Below are 16,940 nucleotides of genomic sequence, written 5' to 3'. Positions count from 1 at the left end.
GTGCTCCTCCAGGGATGACGTCGTGGCGCTCGAGATTCCTTTCGTGGACATCACGACGCTGGCGCCGCTGCCCGTTCGCTCGATTCAGTGGTGGTGGGGCTGTGTGTCGTCGGAGGGCTGAGCGCTGTTTCGGCTCAGTCCGAGCACGGCGAGTCCCACGAGGCACAAGGCCGCGCCCGACGCGCATACGCCCGCCCAGCCCCAGTGGGTCCACGCGGTGGTGCCCAGCCAGGAGCCGCCCGCGCCGCCCGCGAAGTACGTCACCATGTAGAGGGTGTTGAGGCGGCTGCGAGCCTCCGGGCGCAGGGCGTAGACGCGCGTCTGGTTGGAGATGTGGTTGCCCTGGGCGCCCAGGTCGAGCAGCACGACACCCAGCGCGATGCCCCACAGCCATTGGCCCAGCGGCCACATCAGCACGAAGGACAGGAGCAACACGGCGATGGCCAGCATGTTGATGCGCCGTCCACCGTGCGAGTCCGCGTAGCGGCCCACGAGGGGGGCGATCAACGCGCCGACGACGCCGACGACTCCGAAGAGGCCGGCGACCTGGGGGCCGTAGTGTTGGGGGAGACTCTGGAGGTACAGGGCGAGCGTGGACCAGAAAACGCTGAAGGCGCCGAAGGTGAGCGCGCCGAGGACGGAGTGGATGCGCAGCACGGGCTCGGTGCGCGCCAGATGGACCAGCGAGCGCATCAGCTCCGGGTAGGGCATGGCGGCCACGGCCGGTTGCGAGGGCAGGGTGAAGCGCAGCAGCAGCGCGAGCAGGAGCATCATCCCGGCGGCGATCCAGAACATGGCGCGCCAGCCCAGGTGGGTGCCCACGAAGCCGGCGGCGGTGCGCGACAGGAGGATGCCGATGAGCAGGCCGCTCATGACGGTGCCGACGACTCGGCCGCGCTGTGCGGCGGGGGCCAGGTGCGCGGCGAAGGGCACGAGGAGCTGCGGGACGATGGTGGTGGCGCCCACGATGAAGCTGGCGAGCACGAGCCACGGAAGGGTGGGCGCGAGCGCGACGCCGACGAGGGCCAGGCTCACCAGCGCGGACATGGTGACGATGACGCGCCGTCGCTCCAGGCTGTCGCCGAGCGGGACGATGAGCAGCATTCCCGCCGCATAGCCGACCTGGGTCAGCGTGGGCACGAGGCCGAGTGAGCTGCCGGAGGCGTTCAGCTCCCGGCCGATATCTCCGAGCAGGGGCTGGTTGTAATAGAGGTTCGCGGCGGTGGCGCCGGAGGCGGCGGCCATGAGCCACACCAGCCCGGAGCTGAGGGTGGTGTGAGACGGTTCCGAGGGTGCTCGTGTCGACATGGGAGGCGCGGCGCACTCTCTTCCTGGAGTGCGCTCAGGTCCAGCGGCGTGTGAGGCGCGTCACGCCTGCTTGCTGGTGGGCGCGGAGTGCGTGGGAGCGCCGCGCGCGTGGATGCCGTGAGGTGGAGGGGGTTCCTGGAGTGCGCCCGGGTTCAACAGCACGTGAGGCTTTAGTCAGCCTGTTTGTCCTGGTGGTCGAGGGGAAAGCGGGAGCACCGCACGCGTGGAAGCCGCGAGGTAGATGGGTGCGAGGGAAGTAACGCCGGGCCAGGGAGTGCGCAGGGGTTCTCGTGGAGGACAGGTGTGAGGTCGGGCTCCACGAGTGCGGGTCGGTGTAGGCTTCCGGGTATGGCTGGAGTCACCACCGCGCCGGAGCGTCTGCCCGTCATCGACATGTCCCCGCTGTTCGACGCGTCCCCTTCCGAGGCACGGAAGCGGGTGGCGCGTGAAATCGAGCAGGCGTGTCGTGACACCGGCTTCTTCTATGTCTCCGGCCACGGGGTCTCGGACGAGGTTCTCGCGCGGCTGGAGGATGAGAGTCACCGTTTCTTCGCGCTGCCGCGTGAGGCGAAGGAGGCCATCGCCATGGCGCACGGCGGGCCTGCGTGGCGTGGCTGGTTCCCGCTGGGAGGCGAGCTGACGTCGGGGAAGCCGGACCGCAAGGAAGGGCTCTATCTGGGCACGGAGCTGGGGCCCGAGCATCCTCGAGTGAGGGCGGGCTGGCCGCTGCACGGTGCGAATCTGTGGCCGCCGGAGGTGCCGGGGCTGCGCGCGGTGGTGCTCGACTACATGGCCAGTGTGACGCGCGCGGCGCATGCGTTGATGGAGGGCGTGGCGGAGAGCCTGGGACTGGAGCGGGACTACTTCCACCGGACGTACACGGCGGACCCCACGGTGCTGTTCCGTGTCTTCCACTACCCCGCGGAGCCGGAGCCCGCGGATGGCGAAGAGCGCTGGGGCGTGGGGGAGCACACGGACTATGGGTTGCTGACGTTGCTCGCGCAGGACTCGAATGGTGGGCTGCAGGTGAAGTCGCGACGCGGGTGGGTGGAGGCGCCGCCGCTGCCGGGGACCCTGGTGTGCAACATCGGCGACATGCTCGACCGGCTGACGGGTGGTTGGTATCGCTCCACACCGCATCGAGTGAAGAACGTGAGTGGGCGAGACAGGCTCTCGTTCCCGCTCTTCTTCGACCCGGACTTCGCGGCGGAGGTCCAGCCGCTGCCGAATGTGGCTTCGGCAGATGTGGACGAGGACCGGGCTCGGCGTTGGGATGGAGCGAGCGTCCACGCGTTCGACGGCACCTACGGTGACTATCTGCTGGGGAAGGTGTCGAAGGTGTTCCCGCAGCTCGTGCGGCGGGTGTTGTAGTTCACGCGTGGCGTCGAGGCGAAAGCCCCTCGCCTCGACCTCACCGCGCGCCGCGACGAGCGGACCCTCGGGCCCGCCGCGCGTCCGCGTTGCTCAGCTCCCGCTTGTCGCCGGTGCTTCCGTGCGCGGCAACAGGCGCCCACCCAGCATGGTGATGCGTCGAGCCGCCAGTCGCTCACGCGCCTCGGGCTGGATGTCCTGCGGCGTCCACTTCAGGTCGTGGTCGAACTCCACGTGCACCGACTCGACGCCCTCCTGACCCGTGAGGCGCTGCTCGATTTCCCGCATGAAGTACGCCGCCATCATGCACATGGGAGACGTGATGTGCAGCCGCACCGTCACCTTGCCATCGCGGTGCTCCACGCTCTGGATGAGCCCCATCTCACCAATGCCCAGCGGCACCCCCGTCGCCAGGCTGCACGGGTCCGGAATCGACTGGATGCGCTCGCGCAGCGCCGCTTCCATCGTCACGGCCGCGCCTCCTGCTGGTAGCTGTAGGGCTTGATGTCGCCCCTGGCGCGCTTGCGCGAGAACGCATCGTTCTCGATGCGCTTCTTCACCGCCTCGATGTCCACCCCGGCGTAGCGCGCGTAGTTGTCGCAGAGAATCATCCGCTTCACCTCTGGCGTCACCTGCATGCCCGCCATCTGCACCAGTTCCTCGGGCAGTTGGAAGTCGTGCCAGAACTTGTGCAGCGCCGGCTGCGGGTGGCTGAACACCGTCCCGGAGCCCCACATGATTTTCGACGGGCCCGCCCACTTGAGCAGCGCGGCCAGCGACTCCGCGAACCAGCGCTCCCGCTTCACCAGCAACGCGCCCGTCACCTCCAGATTGACGTACACGTTGGGGAACAGCGACAGCTGCATGCCCGTCTCGTCCAGGAACGCCATGCCGCCGTGGACGATTTCGAAGTTCAGGTCCGGGAACGCATCCGCCGCGCCGCCGATGTCGTCGACCTTGTACGGCTCCAGCGGCACCGCCCCCATCGGCAGGCCCTTGTGCACCGCGATGTTCTTGATGCCCAGCTTGCGCGCCCGCTCGAACAGGGGGAACGCGATGCTCGGGTCATCCATCCGCCAGCCGGTGTGCTTGAACGAGTCTCCCAGCCACGCGGCCGGATAGAGCTTCAGGCCCGTGGGCTTGAGCTCCTCCGCCTGCCGCTCCAGGTCCTCCAGCGCCGCCGTGCCCCGCAGCGGGTCCACGCCCGCGTAGACGAGGAATCGGTCCGGGAAGCGCCGCTTGATGTCCACCGTCTTCTCGTACGAACACAGCCCATCCGTGTAGAGCGTCTGGAGCGGCAGCACGTGGTGCACCGCCAGGTCGATGTCGCTCTCCACGAAGAGGATGTGCGCCAGCTCGTCCACGGACCAGTCCTTCATGAACTGGTCGGCCTGCGGGACGCGGTGCGAGTCGTTGGACAACCCGCTGTGCAGTCCGAAGATGAGCTGTGCCAGGGACTCGGCGTACTTCCCCGCGCGCCAGTTGGACGGGTGCAGGTTGTACGCATGCGTAACCGCATCGATGACGAAACCGCCGCCAATCACCAGGAACTCCCTTCGGATGCGCACCGGGAAATCCGGCGCGGTGAAGTCTCACTCATTCGTGGCAAGCCCGGCGACGTCAGGCGTCGACCGCCAGCACTTCTCCGACGATTTGTTGAATCATCTGCGCATCGAAGGGCTTCTCGATGCGCGGGTTCGGAATGCGCTCCAGGAACTGGCGCGCCCGGGTGGTGTACGAGCCACCGGTGATGAAGATGAAGCGCAGGCTCAGCCCGGGCTCCCGCTCCCGCACCCGCTCGTAGACATCCATGCCGGTGATGCCCGGCATCATCAGGTCACAGAAGATGGCGTCGAACGGGCCGCCGGAGGTCAGCTTCGTCAGCGCCTCCTCGCCACTTCCCACCACCGTCACCTGGTGCCGCTTTCCGATGATGCGCGCCAGTGAGCGGCCCACCGCGGGCTCGTCGTCAATCACCAGCAGCCGGCCGCTGCGCTCCGAGGACGGCGCGGCCACGGAAGGCACCTCGCGAGGCGTCGCGTCCGCGGGCGCGGGTGGCAGCTGCACCGTGAACGTGGTTCCCCGCCCCGGCTCGCTGCGCACGGTGATTTCACCGCCCAGCCCCTGGATGATGCCGTGGCAGATGGACAGCCCCAGCCCCGTGCCCGAGCCCACCGCCTTCGTCGTGAAGAACGGGTCGAAGATGCGCGCGAGCACGCTGGGTGGCATGCCGGAGCCGGTGTCGCTCACGTCCACCGCCACGCCGCCATTCACGCCGGGGCGAACCCAGAGCGTCACCTGCTGGTTCGCCGGGTCTCCCTCGGGGATGGCCTGCGCCGCGTTCACGACGAGGTTGAGGAAGACCTGCCCCAGCCGGGACGCATCCGCGTGGACGAGCGGCACGTCCTCGTAGCGCTTGACGATTTGGGCTCGGGGCTTCAGCTCGCTGGAGGCCAGCTTGAGGGAGAACTCCAGCGACTCCCTCACGTCCAGCAGCTCCCGCCGCTCCTCCTCCTGGCGGGAGATGTACTTCAAGTCCCGGACGATGTTGCGCACGCGCGTGGCGCCCTCGAGCGCCTCCTTGAGCAGCTCCCCGGTGTCCTTCAGGGACACGGACCAGCCCGGCGCGAGCGCCCCATCCGGCAGCATCCGCCCCAGCTCCCCACCCAGCCGCACCATGGACTCCATGGCCGACTCCAGATTGGCCATGACGTAGGTGAGCGGGTTGTTGATTTCGTGCCCCACGCCCGCCGCCAGCGTGCCGGCGAGCACCATGCGGTCCGACTGGAGGAGCTGGGCCTGCATGCGCTTGCGCTCGGTGATGTCGCGCGCCATGACGACCACCGCGCCCACGCCGTCGAAGTCGACGGGCAGGCCCGCGCTCTCCGCGTCGAACCAGGTGCCGTCGCGGCGCATGTACCGAATCTCGCGCAGCGGGGCCAGCTCACCCCGGGCCACCACGGCGTGCACGCGCTGGCGCACCACGTCCAGGTCATCCGGGTGGACGATGGTCCAGATGGGCCGGCCCATCAGCTCGCTGGCGTGGTCGTACCTCAGCGCGCGCAGCAGCGTCGGGTTGACGTAGATGAAGCGCTGGTCCCGGTGGACGAAGATGGCCTCGGGCGCCGTCTCGATGAGCTTGCGGAAGCTCTGCTCGGAGCGGTGCAATGCTTCCTCCGTGCGCTTGCGCTCGGTGACGTCCTCGAAGGCGAACAACCGGTAGCGCGACTCGTCGCCGCTGGCGCCCATGGGCGTGGAGAGCCGACGCAGCATCCGACCGTTGGCGAGCACCGCCTCGTCCCCGTGCAGCGGTGGCGGGGCGTCCGACTCCGCGGTGGTGGGGTTGAGGCGCAGGAAGGCCGCGGCCTCACCCGCGCGCAGGCAGTGGCCCAGCACGTCCTCGTGGGAGACCTGGCCCTTGCGCATCGCGCCTTCCAGCGACTCGATGCCCCACAGCTGGCAGAAGCGGTGGTTGGCGTAGAGGACGGTGCCGGAGCGGACCTCCACCACGTACAGACCCAGCGGCAGGCTGTCGCTCATCGCCCACGGTGGCACCGGGCCATTCGCCTCCGCGACGGCGCCGCGCTCCTTGTCGAGCGCGGGAGGCGACTCCAGCCTTCTCACCGTGCAGTACAGCGGCCCACCCGCCGCGGAGCAGGCCGCGCTCCACACGAGCCACGCCCACGTGCCGTCCCGACACCGCCACCGACAGGAGAAGCGCATGGTGCCCGTGGTCCGCGCCAGCGACTCCAGCCGCGCCTCCACCGCCGAGAGGTCCTCCGGGTGGATGAAGCCCCGGGAGCCTTCGAGTCGCAGCTCCGTGGGAGACCAACCCACCGTCACGTTCCAGGCCGGATTGGCTTCCAGAATCCGACCCTGCGCGCCCAGCACCACGAACAACTCGGTGGAGAGCTCGAAGAAGCGGTGAGCCCACTGCTCCATCAACATTGCGTTCCTTCAACGCCCAGGGGCGCGAGACGCCACGGCCCTGGGGGGAGGGGGCCGTACGTCGCTTGGTGCATGACGGGGATAAACGAGTCTTCACGGACATAGACACCATTTCAGGAAAAAATGCATGTCCGTAATTCGTTGGACCGGGCGCGCGGACGTGTGCCCGGGTGCTGGGCAACCACGGAGCCGAGCGGTGACGGCGCGTGCCAATTCCTGTCGCATTGTCGAAGCGCTGTTCAGGTTGCCAAGGGGGGTGCGAATCCACCGCAGGCTGGGTGCGCAGGGCTTCAGTGCGCACCACGTCTGTCTTCCAGGACGGCAACCCATATCCACCACGTCAGGGAAGGGTGGAGGTTTGGGCAGACGTCGTGGGGCGGAGGCGCGCGTCCGGATGGCAGGCTTTGATCTCCCCGCCAGCCCAGAACACACTTCCACACCCGCTTTTTGTCAGCGGTGCTGTAAAAGTGAACCTTCACCCGGGAAATTATGTCCGCTTGTACGCTGAGTGAGGTACCGGGCTTGACGTCGTTGAGAATGATCTTCAACATGCCCGCCACGTTTCCTCCCAAAGAGTGAGACGCAGCGGCGGTAATCGCCTCCCCCAAAAGCGATATCGCCGTATGAAGTCCCAGTTGAGCCCCGCGCGCCGCGTTCCCCCTCTCGGCGCGCGGTGGCCCCTGGGATTCCCGGCAAGCTCCTCGAAATCACCAGGCAGGCACGCCTCGCTCGCACCCCGCGTGGAGCGCATCTCGCTTGCGAGCCCCCAGGGCCGGGCGGAGAGTGGGCGCCTCTTTCGGAGGTCCTCTTGCCCGTCTCCACGTTCATCCTGTCTTCATCCCTCGCGCTGCAACTCGTCTCGGGGGCCGCGCCGGTTGCCACGAAGTCCGCGCCCACGAAGCCCGCCCAGACGGCGAAGGCTTTCACGCCGCCCCTGGCCGTCGCGGAGAAGCTGGTGGGGCCCGCGCTGACGGAAGGTCATTCCTATGCGCGGCTCGCGGAGCTGACGGATGGGATTGGACCGCGCCTGTCGGGCTCCGAGGGCGCGGCGGCCGCGGTGCAGTGGGCGCTGCGGAGCTTCAAGGCGGACGGCGTGAAGGCGTGGACGGAGCCCGTGAAGGTGCCGCGCTGGGTGCGAGGGGAGGAGCGCGGCGAGGTGCTCGCGTCCGAGCGCACGCGTGGCCATCCGCTGTTCCTGCTCGCGCTGGGTGGCAGTCCTCCCACCGCGCCGGAGGGGCTCACGGCGGAGGTGGTGGAGGTGACGTCGCTGGAGGCGCTCGCCGCGCTGGGCGACGGGGTGAAGGGGAAGATTGTCTTCTTCAACCACACGATGTCGGTGGCCGCGGACTACGGCCGCTTCGCCGGGCTGCGTGGCCGAGGCCCCGCGCTGGCGGCGAAGGCGGGCGCGGCCGGCGCGCTGGTGCGCTCGCTGGCGACGGCGTCCCTGCGCACGCCGCACACGGGGTCCACGCGCTTCGAGGACGAGGGCCCGCGCATCCCCGCGGCGTCCATCACGACGGAGGACGCGGATCTGCTGCACCGCCAGCTCGAGAAGGGAGCGGTGCGCGTGAAGCTGGTGCTGGGGTGCTCGGAGCTGCCGGACGCGGACTCGCACAACGTCGTCGCGGAGATTCGGGGCCGGGAGAAGCCGCAGGAAATCGTGCTCATCAGCGCGCACCTGGACTCGTGGGACGTGGGCACGGGGGCGCATGACGATGGCGCGGGGGTGGTGATGGTGATGGAGGCCGCGCGGCTCATCGCGAAGCTGCCGCAGGCGCCTCGGCGCACGGTGCGGGTGGTGCTCTACATGAACGAGGAGAACGGGCTGCGCGGTGGGCGCGCGTACGCGGAGGCTCACGCGGCGGAGCTGTCCCGGCACGTGGCGGCCATGGAGATGGACGCGGGCGGTGGGCGTCCGGTGGGCGTGAGCCTGCGCGCGGGCGCGGGTGGGCAGGAACTGCTCAAGCCCTGGCTGTCGCCGCTGGTGGCGCTGGGCGCGGCCAACTTCTCCGCGCGTGAGGCGGGGGGCGCGGACATCAGCCCTCTCTTGCCGGCGCGGGTGCCGTTCTTCGGCGTGGAGGTGGATTCGAGCCGCTACTTCGACGTGCACCACACGCATGCGGACACGCTGGACAAGGTGGACCCACAGGACCTGGCGCGCAGCACCGCCGCCACCGCGTGGGTGACGTACGCCCTGGCCGAGTCCCCGGACACGCTCGTCCGCCCGGAGGCCCCCGCCGCGCCGCCCGGCTCTGCGCCCGTGGCCGCACCCCAGAAGGCCAGCGCGGGGCACTGAGCAGGGGCCTCGCGGTTCGCTGCGGGTGGAAGCACTCAATTTTGTCGATATCGGGCGGTTTCTGACGAATCGAGTCAGATTCACCGATTGAATCTGACAATATCGACAAAATTGAATGAAGCCTGAGCGACCTCATTTCAGGGAAGAGTTCTGGGAAAACCCGCCCGCGCTTCCACGAGGCGTGGAGCTGGTCCGCCAGGAGGCGTTGGTCGTTCCCCGAACGGGGCCGGGCGGCGAGTCCACCTATGACCTCGCGGAGGTCCGGTTGCCGGAGGCCCGGGTGCCGGTGCTGTTGAGCTACCGGGCACCGCTGTTCCCCGTGGATGTGCTGGCGCAGCGGGAGAAGCTGGCGGATCTGCGCGAGCAGCTCCGGCGAAGAGAATCCGAGACTCACGGACTGCCCGCCTTCCGCTTGCCGATGCTCGTCACGGACTCGGCGTCTCCCCGTGTGCTGGATGCGTGCGCGGAAGCGGAGATGGCGCTGGTCGACTCACGGGGAACCTTCTTCCTGCGCACCGGGAGCACCTTTGTCCGAGTCCAGGGGCGAGGAGTCTCGAGTCGCGTTCCCCGGGAGCCCGTGTTCCACGGCAAGGGGAGTCGCATCGTGCGCGTCCTGCTCCAGTCGCCCGAAGAGACGTGGACGGTGCGCGCTCTCTCCGAGCGGACGCAGACGAGCTACGCGTATGCCCATGGCGTCATCAAGAAGCTCATCCAGTCCGGATATGTGGAGGGAGGCCGAGGCGTCGGCTTCAGGCTGAGAGAGCCGGCGGGATTGCTGAAGGAGTGGAAGAACAGCGGTCGGCCAACGGCCATCTCGAAGGAGGGGTTCAACGCACCGTCCACGACGCCGGACCGGCTCCACGATGGGTACTTCAAGCTGGTGTCCCAGGGCATTCGCGCCGTCTTCACGCTGGCCAGTGCATTGGAGCCGGAGGAGCGGTTCGTCTCGGGCGTACCCCATGCGCTCTATCTCTCCGGCTCACTGGATGCCGCTATCAGCGCCTTCGGCCTGCGCAGGATGACGCCGCACAACTTCTTGATTCATCGCGCGGACCCCGCCGCGGAGACAGAAGAAGGGGGCATCTACTTCGCCCAGCGACACTTGCGGCACGGCCCTGGTGTTGCATTGCCCCAACTGACGGTGGACTTCCAGCACAGTGGTGGAAGGGGACCCGAGCAGGCGGAGGAACTCCTCAAGCGCTTCGCGCGGGCGCTGCCTGTCTCCTGAGGGGAATCGTGACGGACGAAGAGCGCTTCGATGAAATCCTGGAGGAGTTGAGAGAACTGCTGCTCGACCTGGGGGACCTCTCCTTCAGTGTGATGCTCATTGGAGGGCAGGTGCTCGCGATGGAGTCTCGTCTGCGAGGTGGCACGGGAGTCATCTCTGTCGAGACGGACACCGGTACCGTGGTCGAGCGAGGTTTCTCTTTCGAGCCAGACCTGTTGTTCGACCTGGATGGGTCGGAGTTCATGGCGGGGCGGCTTCTGGAGGTCCTCAGGGAGAGGGGCTTCAAGAGGGAAGCGCGAGATTTCCGCTGGTCGAAGACCCTGCCGAGTGGACAAACCATGGACCTGGACCTCTTCGCGCCTGACGGCAGCGAGGTCTCGGAGCGCCTCACGCGGATGACGCCGCTTCCAGACGCACGTATCGCGCTGGGTCGGCGTCGGCTCGTATCGCTCAAGGTGGGTGGCAAGTCCTTGTCGATTCTATTGCCCGATGCCGCGGGCTTCCTCTCGATGAAGGAGCGCGCCAAACGCGAGCTTCGACCCGAAAAGGCCAAGGACAGCTTCGACCTGTTCGTATACGTCAAGCTGGTGGGGACCGATGCTGTCCGTGCTTCGCTCCAGGCTGCTGGAGAGGACGGGCGAGCACTTCGCGACAGGTTGCTGACGCTCTTCTGGAATGCTCACTCGAAGGGTGTCCAGGATGTCCTCACGTATGCCGCCAGCCATGAGGACGAGGAGCGCGCCTTGCTGGCCCAGGCCGTCGTCGACCTGTTCGCGGAGCTCTGACCCTGAGGCTCGTTCGCGCGGGTTCTCTCGAATGCTGTGTCACTTGCTTTTGTATCCAGGTGGCAATCATGGCCTAGGATGCCGCCCCTGCTGACTCATCCCAGAAGGGGCTCATGTCCGAGGCGTTCTACGTTCGAGTGGGGAAGGTCGAGGAGCGGAAGGTCACGTTCCAGTGTCTGACGGGGTTCGCGGGAGGTCTGACGGACTACGCCAACACCCGGTCCTTCGCGCTGATGCTGCTCCTCGACGCGAAGGAGCGCGCGGGCGACACCCTCTATCTCGTGAGGAGCGCGCCACCCGCCGTGGCTGACGCGCACCTCGCGTTGGCGGAGAAGGCCGCCAAGGCGCCCTCGTCGCTCCACAAGGACGCGGGCAACGCCAATGTCTTCGAGGCGAAGTGGCATGCCCGGCACACGCCCCGCTTCGTGGAGCGCACCTCCGTCCTGGAGCGGTACAACGACGTCGGCGAGGAGAAGCTCCGGGAGACCTTCGAGGAAATCTCTCCCCTCCAGGACCAGGGGCGGTGGCTGTTCCTGGAGGCCGCCTGGGCGCGCATGCACCGCTTCGACCTGGCCGTCGAGGTGACGGACGCGAAGTACCTGGAGCACCTCGCGGAAGGTCATCTCTTCGCGACGACCGCCTTCGACGTGTGGCTCGAATCGAGGCCCCTTCCTCCCTGAGTCCGGGATGGGGCGAGGGCGGGCACCTGGCTGCCCGCTCCCCTGGCACGTCGTTGACGCCCTGGTGACGTCATGGTTCCGTGACGCTTCTCCCGGCACGGCCCCGCCGGGGAAGTGGTGAGTGCTTCGTGACTGTGACTGCTGGAGACTCGCGGCCTCGCCGCGATACCCCTGCCGGGGAAGTGATGGACTGGCTCACCTCGGAGGCGAGGCGGCTGGCGAGTCCCGCCCCGCTGCTCGAAGGTCTGTGCGAGCGCCTGTTCGCGCTCGGCGTGCCGCTGTCCCGGGTGTCCATCGTCCTCTTCACGCTGCACCCCCTCCTCCACGCGAAGAGCTTCCGCTGGCGCCCCGGTCAACACGGCACCACGGAGGTCCACCCCCACGGCCTCCAGCACCTGCCCGCCTTCTCGCGCAGCCCCTTCAAGGCCCTGCAAGAAGGGCTGCCCATCATCGACCGTCGGCTGGAGACGCCTCTGGGCGAGGACGACTTCCCCATGTTCGCCGAGCTGCGCGCGGAGGGCCTCACCGAGTACCTCGCGCTGCCCGTCTGCTTCAGCGACGGCTCGCGCCACGCGGTCTCCTGGTCCACGTCCGCGCCCGGAGGCTTCACCGACGCACACCGCGCCATGCTCCAGGCGCTGCATCCGCTGCTCGAACTGGTGCTGGAGGTCATCGCTCGCAGGGACATGACGGGCGTGCTGCTCGACACGTACCTGGGCCGCGACACCGGCCGACGCATCCTCCAGGGACAGATTCGACGCGGTGACGGAGAGACCACGTCCGCCGTCATCTGTCTGAGTGACTTGCGCAGCTTCACCGCGCTGTCGGACGCGCTGCCTCGCGATGCGCTGCTGGAGTTGCTCAACGCCTACTTCGAGACGATGGTCAGCGCCTTCCACTCTCACGGCGCGGAGGTGCTCAAGTTCATGGGCGACGCGGTGCTGGCCATCTACCGCATCGACGAGAACTCGCCGGTGGAGGAGCGGTGCGAGGCCGCCGCGCGCACCATCCATCAGGCGGTGGCCGTCTGCGCGCGCGACAACGCCAACCGTCGCCGCGAGGGCCTGACGCCCTACGAGTTCGGCGCGTCGCTCCACGTGGGCGATGTGATGTACGGGAACATTGGCGCCTCGGACCGGCTCGACTTCACCGTCATTGGCCCCGCGGTGAACCTGGCCAGCCGCATCGCCGGCCTGTGCGCGGGGCACAACGTGCCCGTGCTGCTCTCCGAGTCCTTCGTCGCCCACTACCGCGGCGGCGTGAAGGACCTGGGCCACCACCCCGTCAAGGGCGTGCCCCACCCCGTGCACATCTACACGCTCGAATCGGAGTCCTCCGCGCGCACCTTCGCGTGAGCGCCCTTCACTTCGCCGGTGTCCGCACCCTCCCGCGTTGCAGCGGCTGCTCCGGCAGTCGCAGCGTCACCAGGAAGGCGAGCAACGCGACGAGGATGGCGCAGCGGTACACCGCCTTCACCGCGCGCGTGAAGGACTCCTTCAGCGCCCGGTCCGTCCGGTCCACGGCCTCCAGCGCACGCTTTTCCTGGGCGTCCACACCCGCCACCGCGCTGTCCGACGCCTTCACCCGCTGACGCTCGGCTTCCAGCTCCGCGCGCACCCGCTGCTTCACCTCCTCCGCGTGGAAGGCCGTTCGCGCCGCGCCCCCTTCGCCTCCCGCGCCAGGCACCTCGGACACCAGCTCCGCGCGGAGCTGGGGTGGCAGTCCCTCGGTGGCGCTGGCCACGCGGGTCCCCAGTTCATGGGACAGCGTCGTCGCGAACACCGCGCCCATCAGCGCCACGCCCAGCGTCATCCCGAGCTGTCGGAAGAACGTCGCCGCCGACGTGGCCACGCCAATCTGTTGCGGTGACACCGAGTTCTGGATGGCCAGGGTGTAGAGCGGAATCGACGGCCCCAGGCCCACGCCCACGAGGACCATCTTCACCGTGACTTCCGCCTGCGTGGAGTCCGGCGTCAGCGTGAAGCCCATCACCGTGAAGCCCACCATCAGCAACACGAGCGAGCCGAGCATCAGCCCCTTGTAACGGCCGAGGCGCGACACGAGCTGTCCACTCAGCACGTTGCCCGCCACCACGCCCAACGTCAGCGGCGTCAGCGTCAGCCCCGAGTGTGTCGCCGACAGCCCCACCACGTTCACCATGAACAGCGGAAGGAACACGACGCCCGAGAGGAACACCGCGCCGATGATGAACACCGCCGCGTTCCCCAGGCCGAACGTCCTCTGCCGGAACAGCTTCAAGTCCAACAGGGGTTCCCGCGCGCGTCGCTCCTCGCGGATGAAGAGCGCCGTGCCCGCCGCCGCCAGCGCGAACATCCCCAGCACCTGCCATGAGCCCCACGCCCAGCCGCCCCCATGGGCCACCTGGTCCGAGCCCCGTCCCAGGCTGAGCGCGAGCAGCAGCGGCACCACCGCCAGCGCGAGCAGCACCGCGCCTGTCACGTCGAGCTTCCCCCGGGACACGCCCTCCGGCCGCAGCTTCGGCATGCGCAGCAGCACGAGCGCGAGCGCCACCGTGCCCACCGGCAGGTTGATGAAGAACACCCAGTGCCAGCCCAGCCGGTCCGTGATGAAGCCACCGGCGAGCGGGCCCACCACGCTCGACAGGCCGAACATCGCGCCGAACAGGCCCTGGTACTTGCCGCGCTCGCGGGGCGGGAAGAGGTCGGCGACGACCGACAGTGCGCCGGTGAACAGCGCCGCGCTGCCCAGCCCCTGCACCGCGCGGAACAGGACGAGCGACACCGTGGAGCGCGACACGCCACACAGGAAGCTGCCGAGCAGGAAGACGACGATGCCCGCGGCCAGCACCGCGCGGCGGCCGAGCAGGTCAGACAGCTTCCCCCACACGGGCACCATCATCGTCGAGGCGACGAGGTACGACGTGGTGAGCCACGGGTAGAGCGCCGGAGAAATCCCCAGGTCCGCCTGGATGGCCGGGCCCGCGGTGGCGACAATCGTCTGGTCCAGCGCCGCGAGCAGCAGCCCGAGCAGCGCGCCCAGCATCGTGAAGACCTTCTGTGCGCGGGTGAACGCGGGGAACGCGGCAGGCGCTGCATCCGGAGACGTGGGCGCGGCGGACGGAGCCATGTTCGCGAGAAGGCCCTTCGGTGCGAAGGGTTCGCGCGAACTTGGGCGCTGTCCGCGTGATGTGCCAGCGCTCCCACAGGTCGCGTTGGCGAGATGACAGACGCCTGGCGCGTGGAGAGATGCTGGTCATGGGACAAGCATCTGGCAGCAGTCGCGGGGCCGCGGGAATAGCCTTGGGCCCCTCTACCCCCCGGCGCTCGAGAGGAACGCCCGCGATGCGTCTGCCTTCAATCCTGTTCCTGGTCACAGAGGAGTCGCTCATGCGTGTGTCCTCGAGGTCGCTGGTCGTCGTGTGCCTGCTGTCGTCGCTGGTGGGTTGCAAGGACGAGGAGCCGCCTCCTGTGCCGAAGCCCACGCTCTCCGAGACGCCGCTGTGGCAGGTGAAGGCGGACCCAAGCTTCCCCGACGAGTGCTTCGGCAGCTCCGTGGCCCTCGCGGACTTCGATGGAGATGGTCGCAAGGATCTGGCGGTGAGCTCGCAGGCTTGTCAGGAGCTGCTCGTCAGCTCACGCAACCCGGGACGCCTGTCCATCTTCGTGGGGCAGGAGAAGTTCTTCTCCACGCAGGCCGTGTCCGCCGCGCTGAGCTGGCAGAACACGCACCCGAACGCCTCCGGACAACAGCTCCGCGTGGAGTCCGGCGAAGTGAATGGAGATGCCTACGCGGACCTGCTCGTGTATGGCCGCTACGGCGTCTCCGTCTTCCTGGGCCAGGCGGACCTGGCGGCGATGCTGTCCGCGCCGTCCTTTCGCGTGCCAGGCAATGGCACCTTCCAGAACAGCTTGTTCGTGGACCTGAATGGCGACGGGCTCGACGACCTCGTCGCCAATCACAGCGCCTCGCAGCGCTTCTACCTGTCCACGCCAGGGGCGGGAGGAGAGGGCGGTCTGTTCACTCTCGCTCGCACGCGCACGGGGTACTTGAGGGCCTCGTTCGTGGGAGACCTGAACAAAGACGGGGCCGAGGACGTGTCGCTGGGGTTTGGCGGTGGCAACCTGGGCTACTTCCTGGGCTGCAAGCCCGGGAGCGCCTTCGCGTGCGACGGCCCCATCTCCGCCGAACCCTGGCGAATCGAGACCCTGGTCGGACGCGGCAACCTCCACCCGGACCTGAATGGCGACGGACATCCGGAGACCTTCGCGTTCTCGGAGTCGGGCCCGTTCCAGTTCCACTTCTCCCAGCCGGACGGCACCTTCTCCCCCACGCCCGCCTGGTCCACCCAGGGCGACCCCGCGTTCCCCTACGTCAGCAGCTTCGCCGGTCTGGCCTCCGTGGGGGACATGGATGGGGACGGCGTGCGCAACGACTTCGTGCTGCACTCCTCGGGACGGCTGTACCTCTTCTCACCGAAGGACGGCATCTCCCAGTCGATGCACCCCGTCTGGGCCTGGCCGCGCGCGGACGCGGTCCCCAGCGGCTATGGGACCTACCGGCGCTACTCCATCGCGGTGCCCGGGGACCTGAACGGCGACGGTTACGATGACCTGGTGGTGGCCACCACCGAGTTCGGGGACATCCTCGACGTGCCCATGGGAGAGGTGTCCATCCATGCCGGAGGGCAGGTGCCCGCGACGCCCGCCACGCCACCGCACCTGCCGTCGCCCCAGGCCTGTGGACTCCAGGTGGACGAGGTGAACGGCAAGCCGGACCTCACCGTGGACCAGGACGTGCTCGAGCGCACGGTGCATGTGGTGTGGAGGAACTTCGAGGAGGAGGATTGCGAGGTGAAGGAGCAGTGCGTGCTCGCGCCGGGTCGCCGCAAGCTCCTGCGCTTCAGCACCTCCATCCAGAACCTGGGCAACAAGGCCGCGGTCCTCCCGCCCATCGAGGAGAACCCGGACCTTTACGTCTTCGACGAGTGCCACGGGCATGACCACCTCACCAACTTCGCCGCGTACGAGCTGCGCGACTCGGCGGGCAACGCGGTGATGACGGGGCGCAAGCAGGGTTACTATCTGGTGGACGTCCAGAGCTACTGCTCGGACGCGGCGGCCTCGACCTTCCACGAGCCCATGGGCATCTCCGCGGGCTGGTCGGACATCTACACGCTCGACACCCCGTGCCAGTGGGTGGACATCACCGACGTGGCGGACGGCACGTACTCGTTCCAGGTCAGCGTGGACACCCGGGACATCGTCGAGGAGGGAACGGTCCACCCCAACACCGTGGCCTTCCCGGTGCGGTTGGAGGGAGACACCGTCACGGTGCTGCCGTAA

12 protein-coding genes are annotated in these 16,940 nt (G+C 68.3%); 7 read left to right on the top strand and 5 right to left on the bottom strand.

All coding sequences use genetic code 11. The features are described from left to right. Positions 1-84: 84 nt before the first annotated feature. Complete coding sequence (locus HUA78_RS26870; protein WP_371745668.1) at positions 85-1,245, bottom strand: MFS transporter; 1,161 nt, start codon at positions 1,243-1,245, stop codon at positions 85-87. Between the two features lie 411 nt (positions 1,246-1,656). On the opposite strand from HUA78_RS26870, the gene HUA78_RS26865 reads away from it, so the two are divergent. Beyond that, positions 1,657-2,679 (top strand): isopenicillin N synthase family oxygenase, encoded by a 1,023-nt coding sequence (locus HUA78_RS26865; protein ID WP_174477429.1) that lies wholly within the window; start codon positions 1,657-1,659, stop codon positions 2,677-2,679. A 93-nt stretch (positions 2,680-2,772) separates the two neighbouring features. Here HUA78_RS26865 and HUA78_RS26860 read toward each other — a convergent pair whose 3' ends face one another. From HUA78_RS26860 to HUA78_RS26850, 3 genes are read right to left on the bottom strand one after another with little or no spacing between them, the layout of a single operon-like run. After that, positions 2,773-3,144 (bottom strand): metal-sulfur cluster assembly factor, encoded by a 372-nt coding sequence (locus HUA78_RS26860; protein ID WP_141643972.1) that lies wholly within the window; start codon positions 3,142-3,144, stop codon positions 2,773-2,775. A gap of 2 nt (positions 3,145-3,146) precedes the next feature. Next, positions 3,147-4,247, bottom strand: coding sequence for an amidohydrolase family protein (locus HUA78_RS26855; RefSeq protein ID WP_371745667.1), 1,101 nt, complete (start codon positions 4,245-4,247; stop codon positions 3,147-3,149). Between the two features lie 52 nt (positions 4,248-4,299). Continuing rightward, entirely contained in the window at positions 4,300-6,621 is a 2,322-nt protein-coding gene (locus tag HUA78_RS26850) for a PAS domain S-box protein (protein WP_254623920.1), read from the bottom strand. Between the two features lie 814 nt (positions 6,622-7,435). On the opposite strand from HUA78_RS26850, the gene HUA78_RS26845 reads away from it, so the two are divergent. From HUA78_RS26845 to HUA78_RS26825, 5 genes are all read left to right on the top strand, one after another. After that, on the top strand, positions 7,436-8,923 hold the full coding sequence (locus HUA78_RS26845; RefSeq protein WP_174477427.1) for a M20/M25/M40 family metallo-hydrolase: 1,488 nt from the start codon (positions 7,436-7,438) through the stop codon (positions 8,921-8,923). A gap of 115 nt (positions 8,924-9,038) precedes the next feature. Then, entirely contained in the window at positions 9,039-10,151 is a 1,113-nt protein-coding gene (locus HUA78_RS26840) for an Rrf2 family transcriptional regulator (protein ID WP_174465087.1), read from the top strand. Between the two features lie 8 nt (positions 10,152-10,159). Then, the gene (locus HUA78_RS26835; protein WP_174465088.1) at positions 10,160-10,936 is read left to right on the top strand and encodes a hypothetical protein; all 777 of its coding nucleotides are present in this window, start codon (positions 10,160-10,162) and stop codon (positions 10,934-10,936) included. A gap of 113 nt (positions 10,937-11,049) precedes the next feature. Further along, on the top strand, positions 11,050-11,616 hold the full coding sequence (locus HUA78_RS26830; RefSeq protein ID WP_174465089.1) for a hypothetical protein: 567 nt from the start codon (positions 11,050-11,052) through the stop codon (positions 11,614-11,616). Between the two features lie 185 nt (positions 11,617-11,801). Beyond that, entirely contained in the window at positions 11,802-12,971 is a 1,170-nt protein-coding gene (locus tag HUA78_RS26825) for an adenylate/guanylate cyclase domain-containing protein (protein WP_174477426.1), read from the top strand. A gap of 7 nt (positions 12,972-12,978) precedes the next feature. Here the strand turns inward: HUA78_RS26825 and HUA78_RS26820 are convergent, their stop codons facing one another. Continuing rightward, on the bottom strand, positions 12,979-14,724 hold the full coding sequence (locus HUA78_RS26820; RefSeq protein ID WP_174477425.1) for a DHA2 family efflux MFS transporter permease subunit: 1,746 nt from the start codon (positions 14,722-14,724) through the stop codon (positions 12,979-12,981). A gap of 260 nt (positions 14,725-14,984) precedes the next feature. Here HUA78_RS26820 and HUA78_RS26815 point away from each other — a divergent pair, with 260 nt between their 5' ends. Beyond that, the gene (locus HUA78_RS26815) at positions 14,985-16,940 is read left to right on the top strand and encodes a lysyl oxidase family protein (protein ID WP_174460290.1); all 1,956 of its coding nucleotides are present in this window, start codon (positions 14,985-14,987) and stop codon (positions 16,938-16,940) included.

This window comes from Myxococcus sp. CA033 (assembly GCF_013336625.1).
GTDB lineage: Bacteria > Myxococcota > Myxococcia > Myxococcales > Myxococcaceae > Myxococcus > Myxococcus llanfairpwllgwyngyllgogerychwyrndrobwllllantysiliogogogochensis.
Note: the sequence above shows the minus strand (reverse complement) of the source record. Positions and strands in the feature narration are given on the sequence as shown.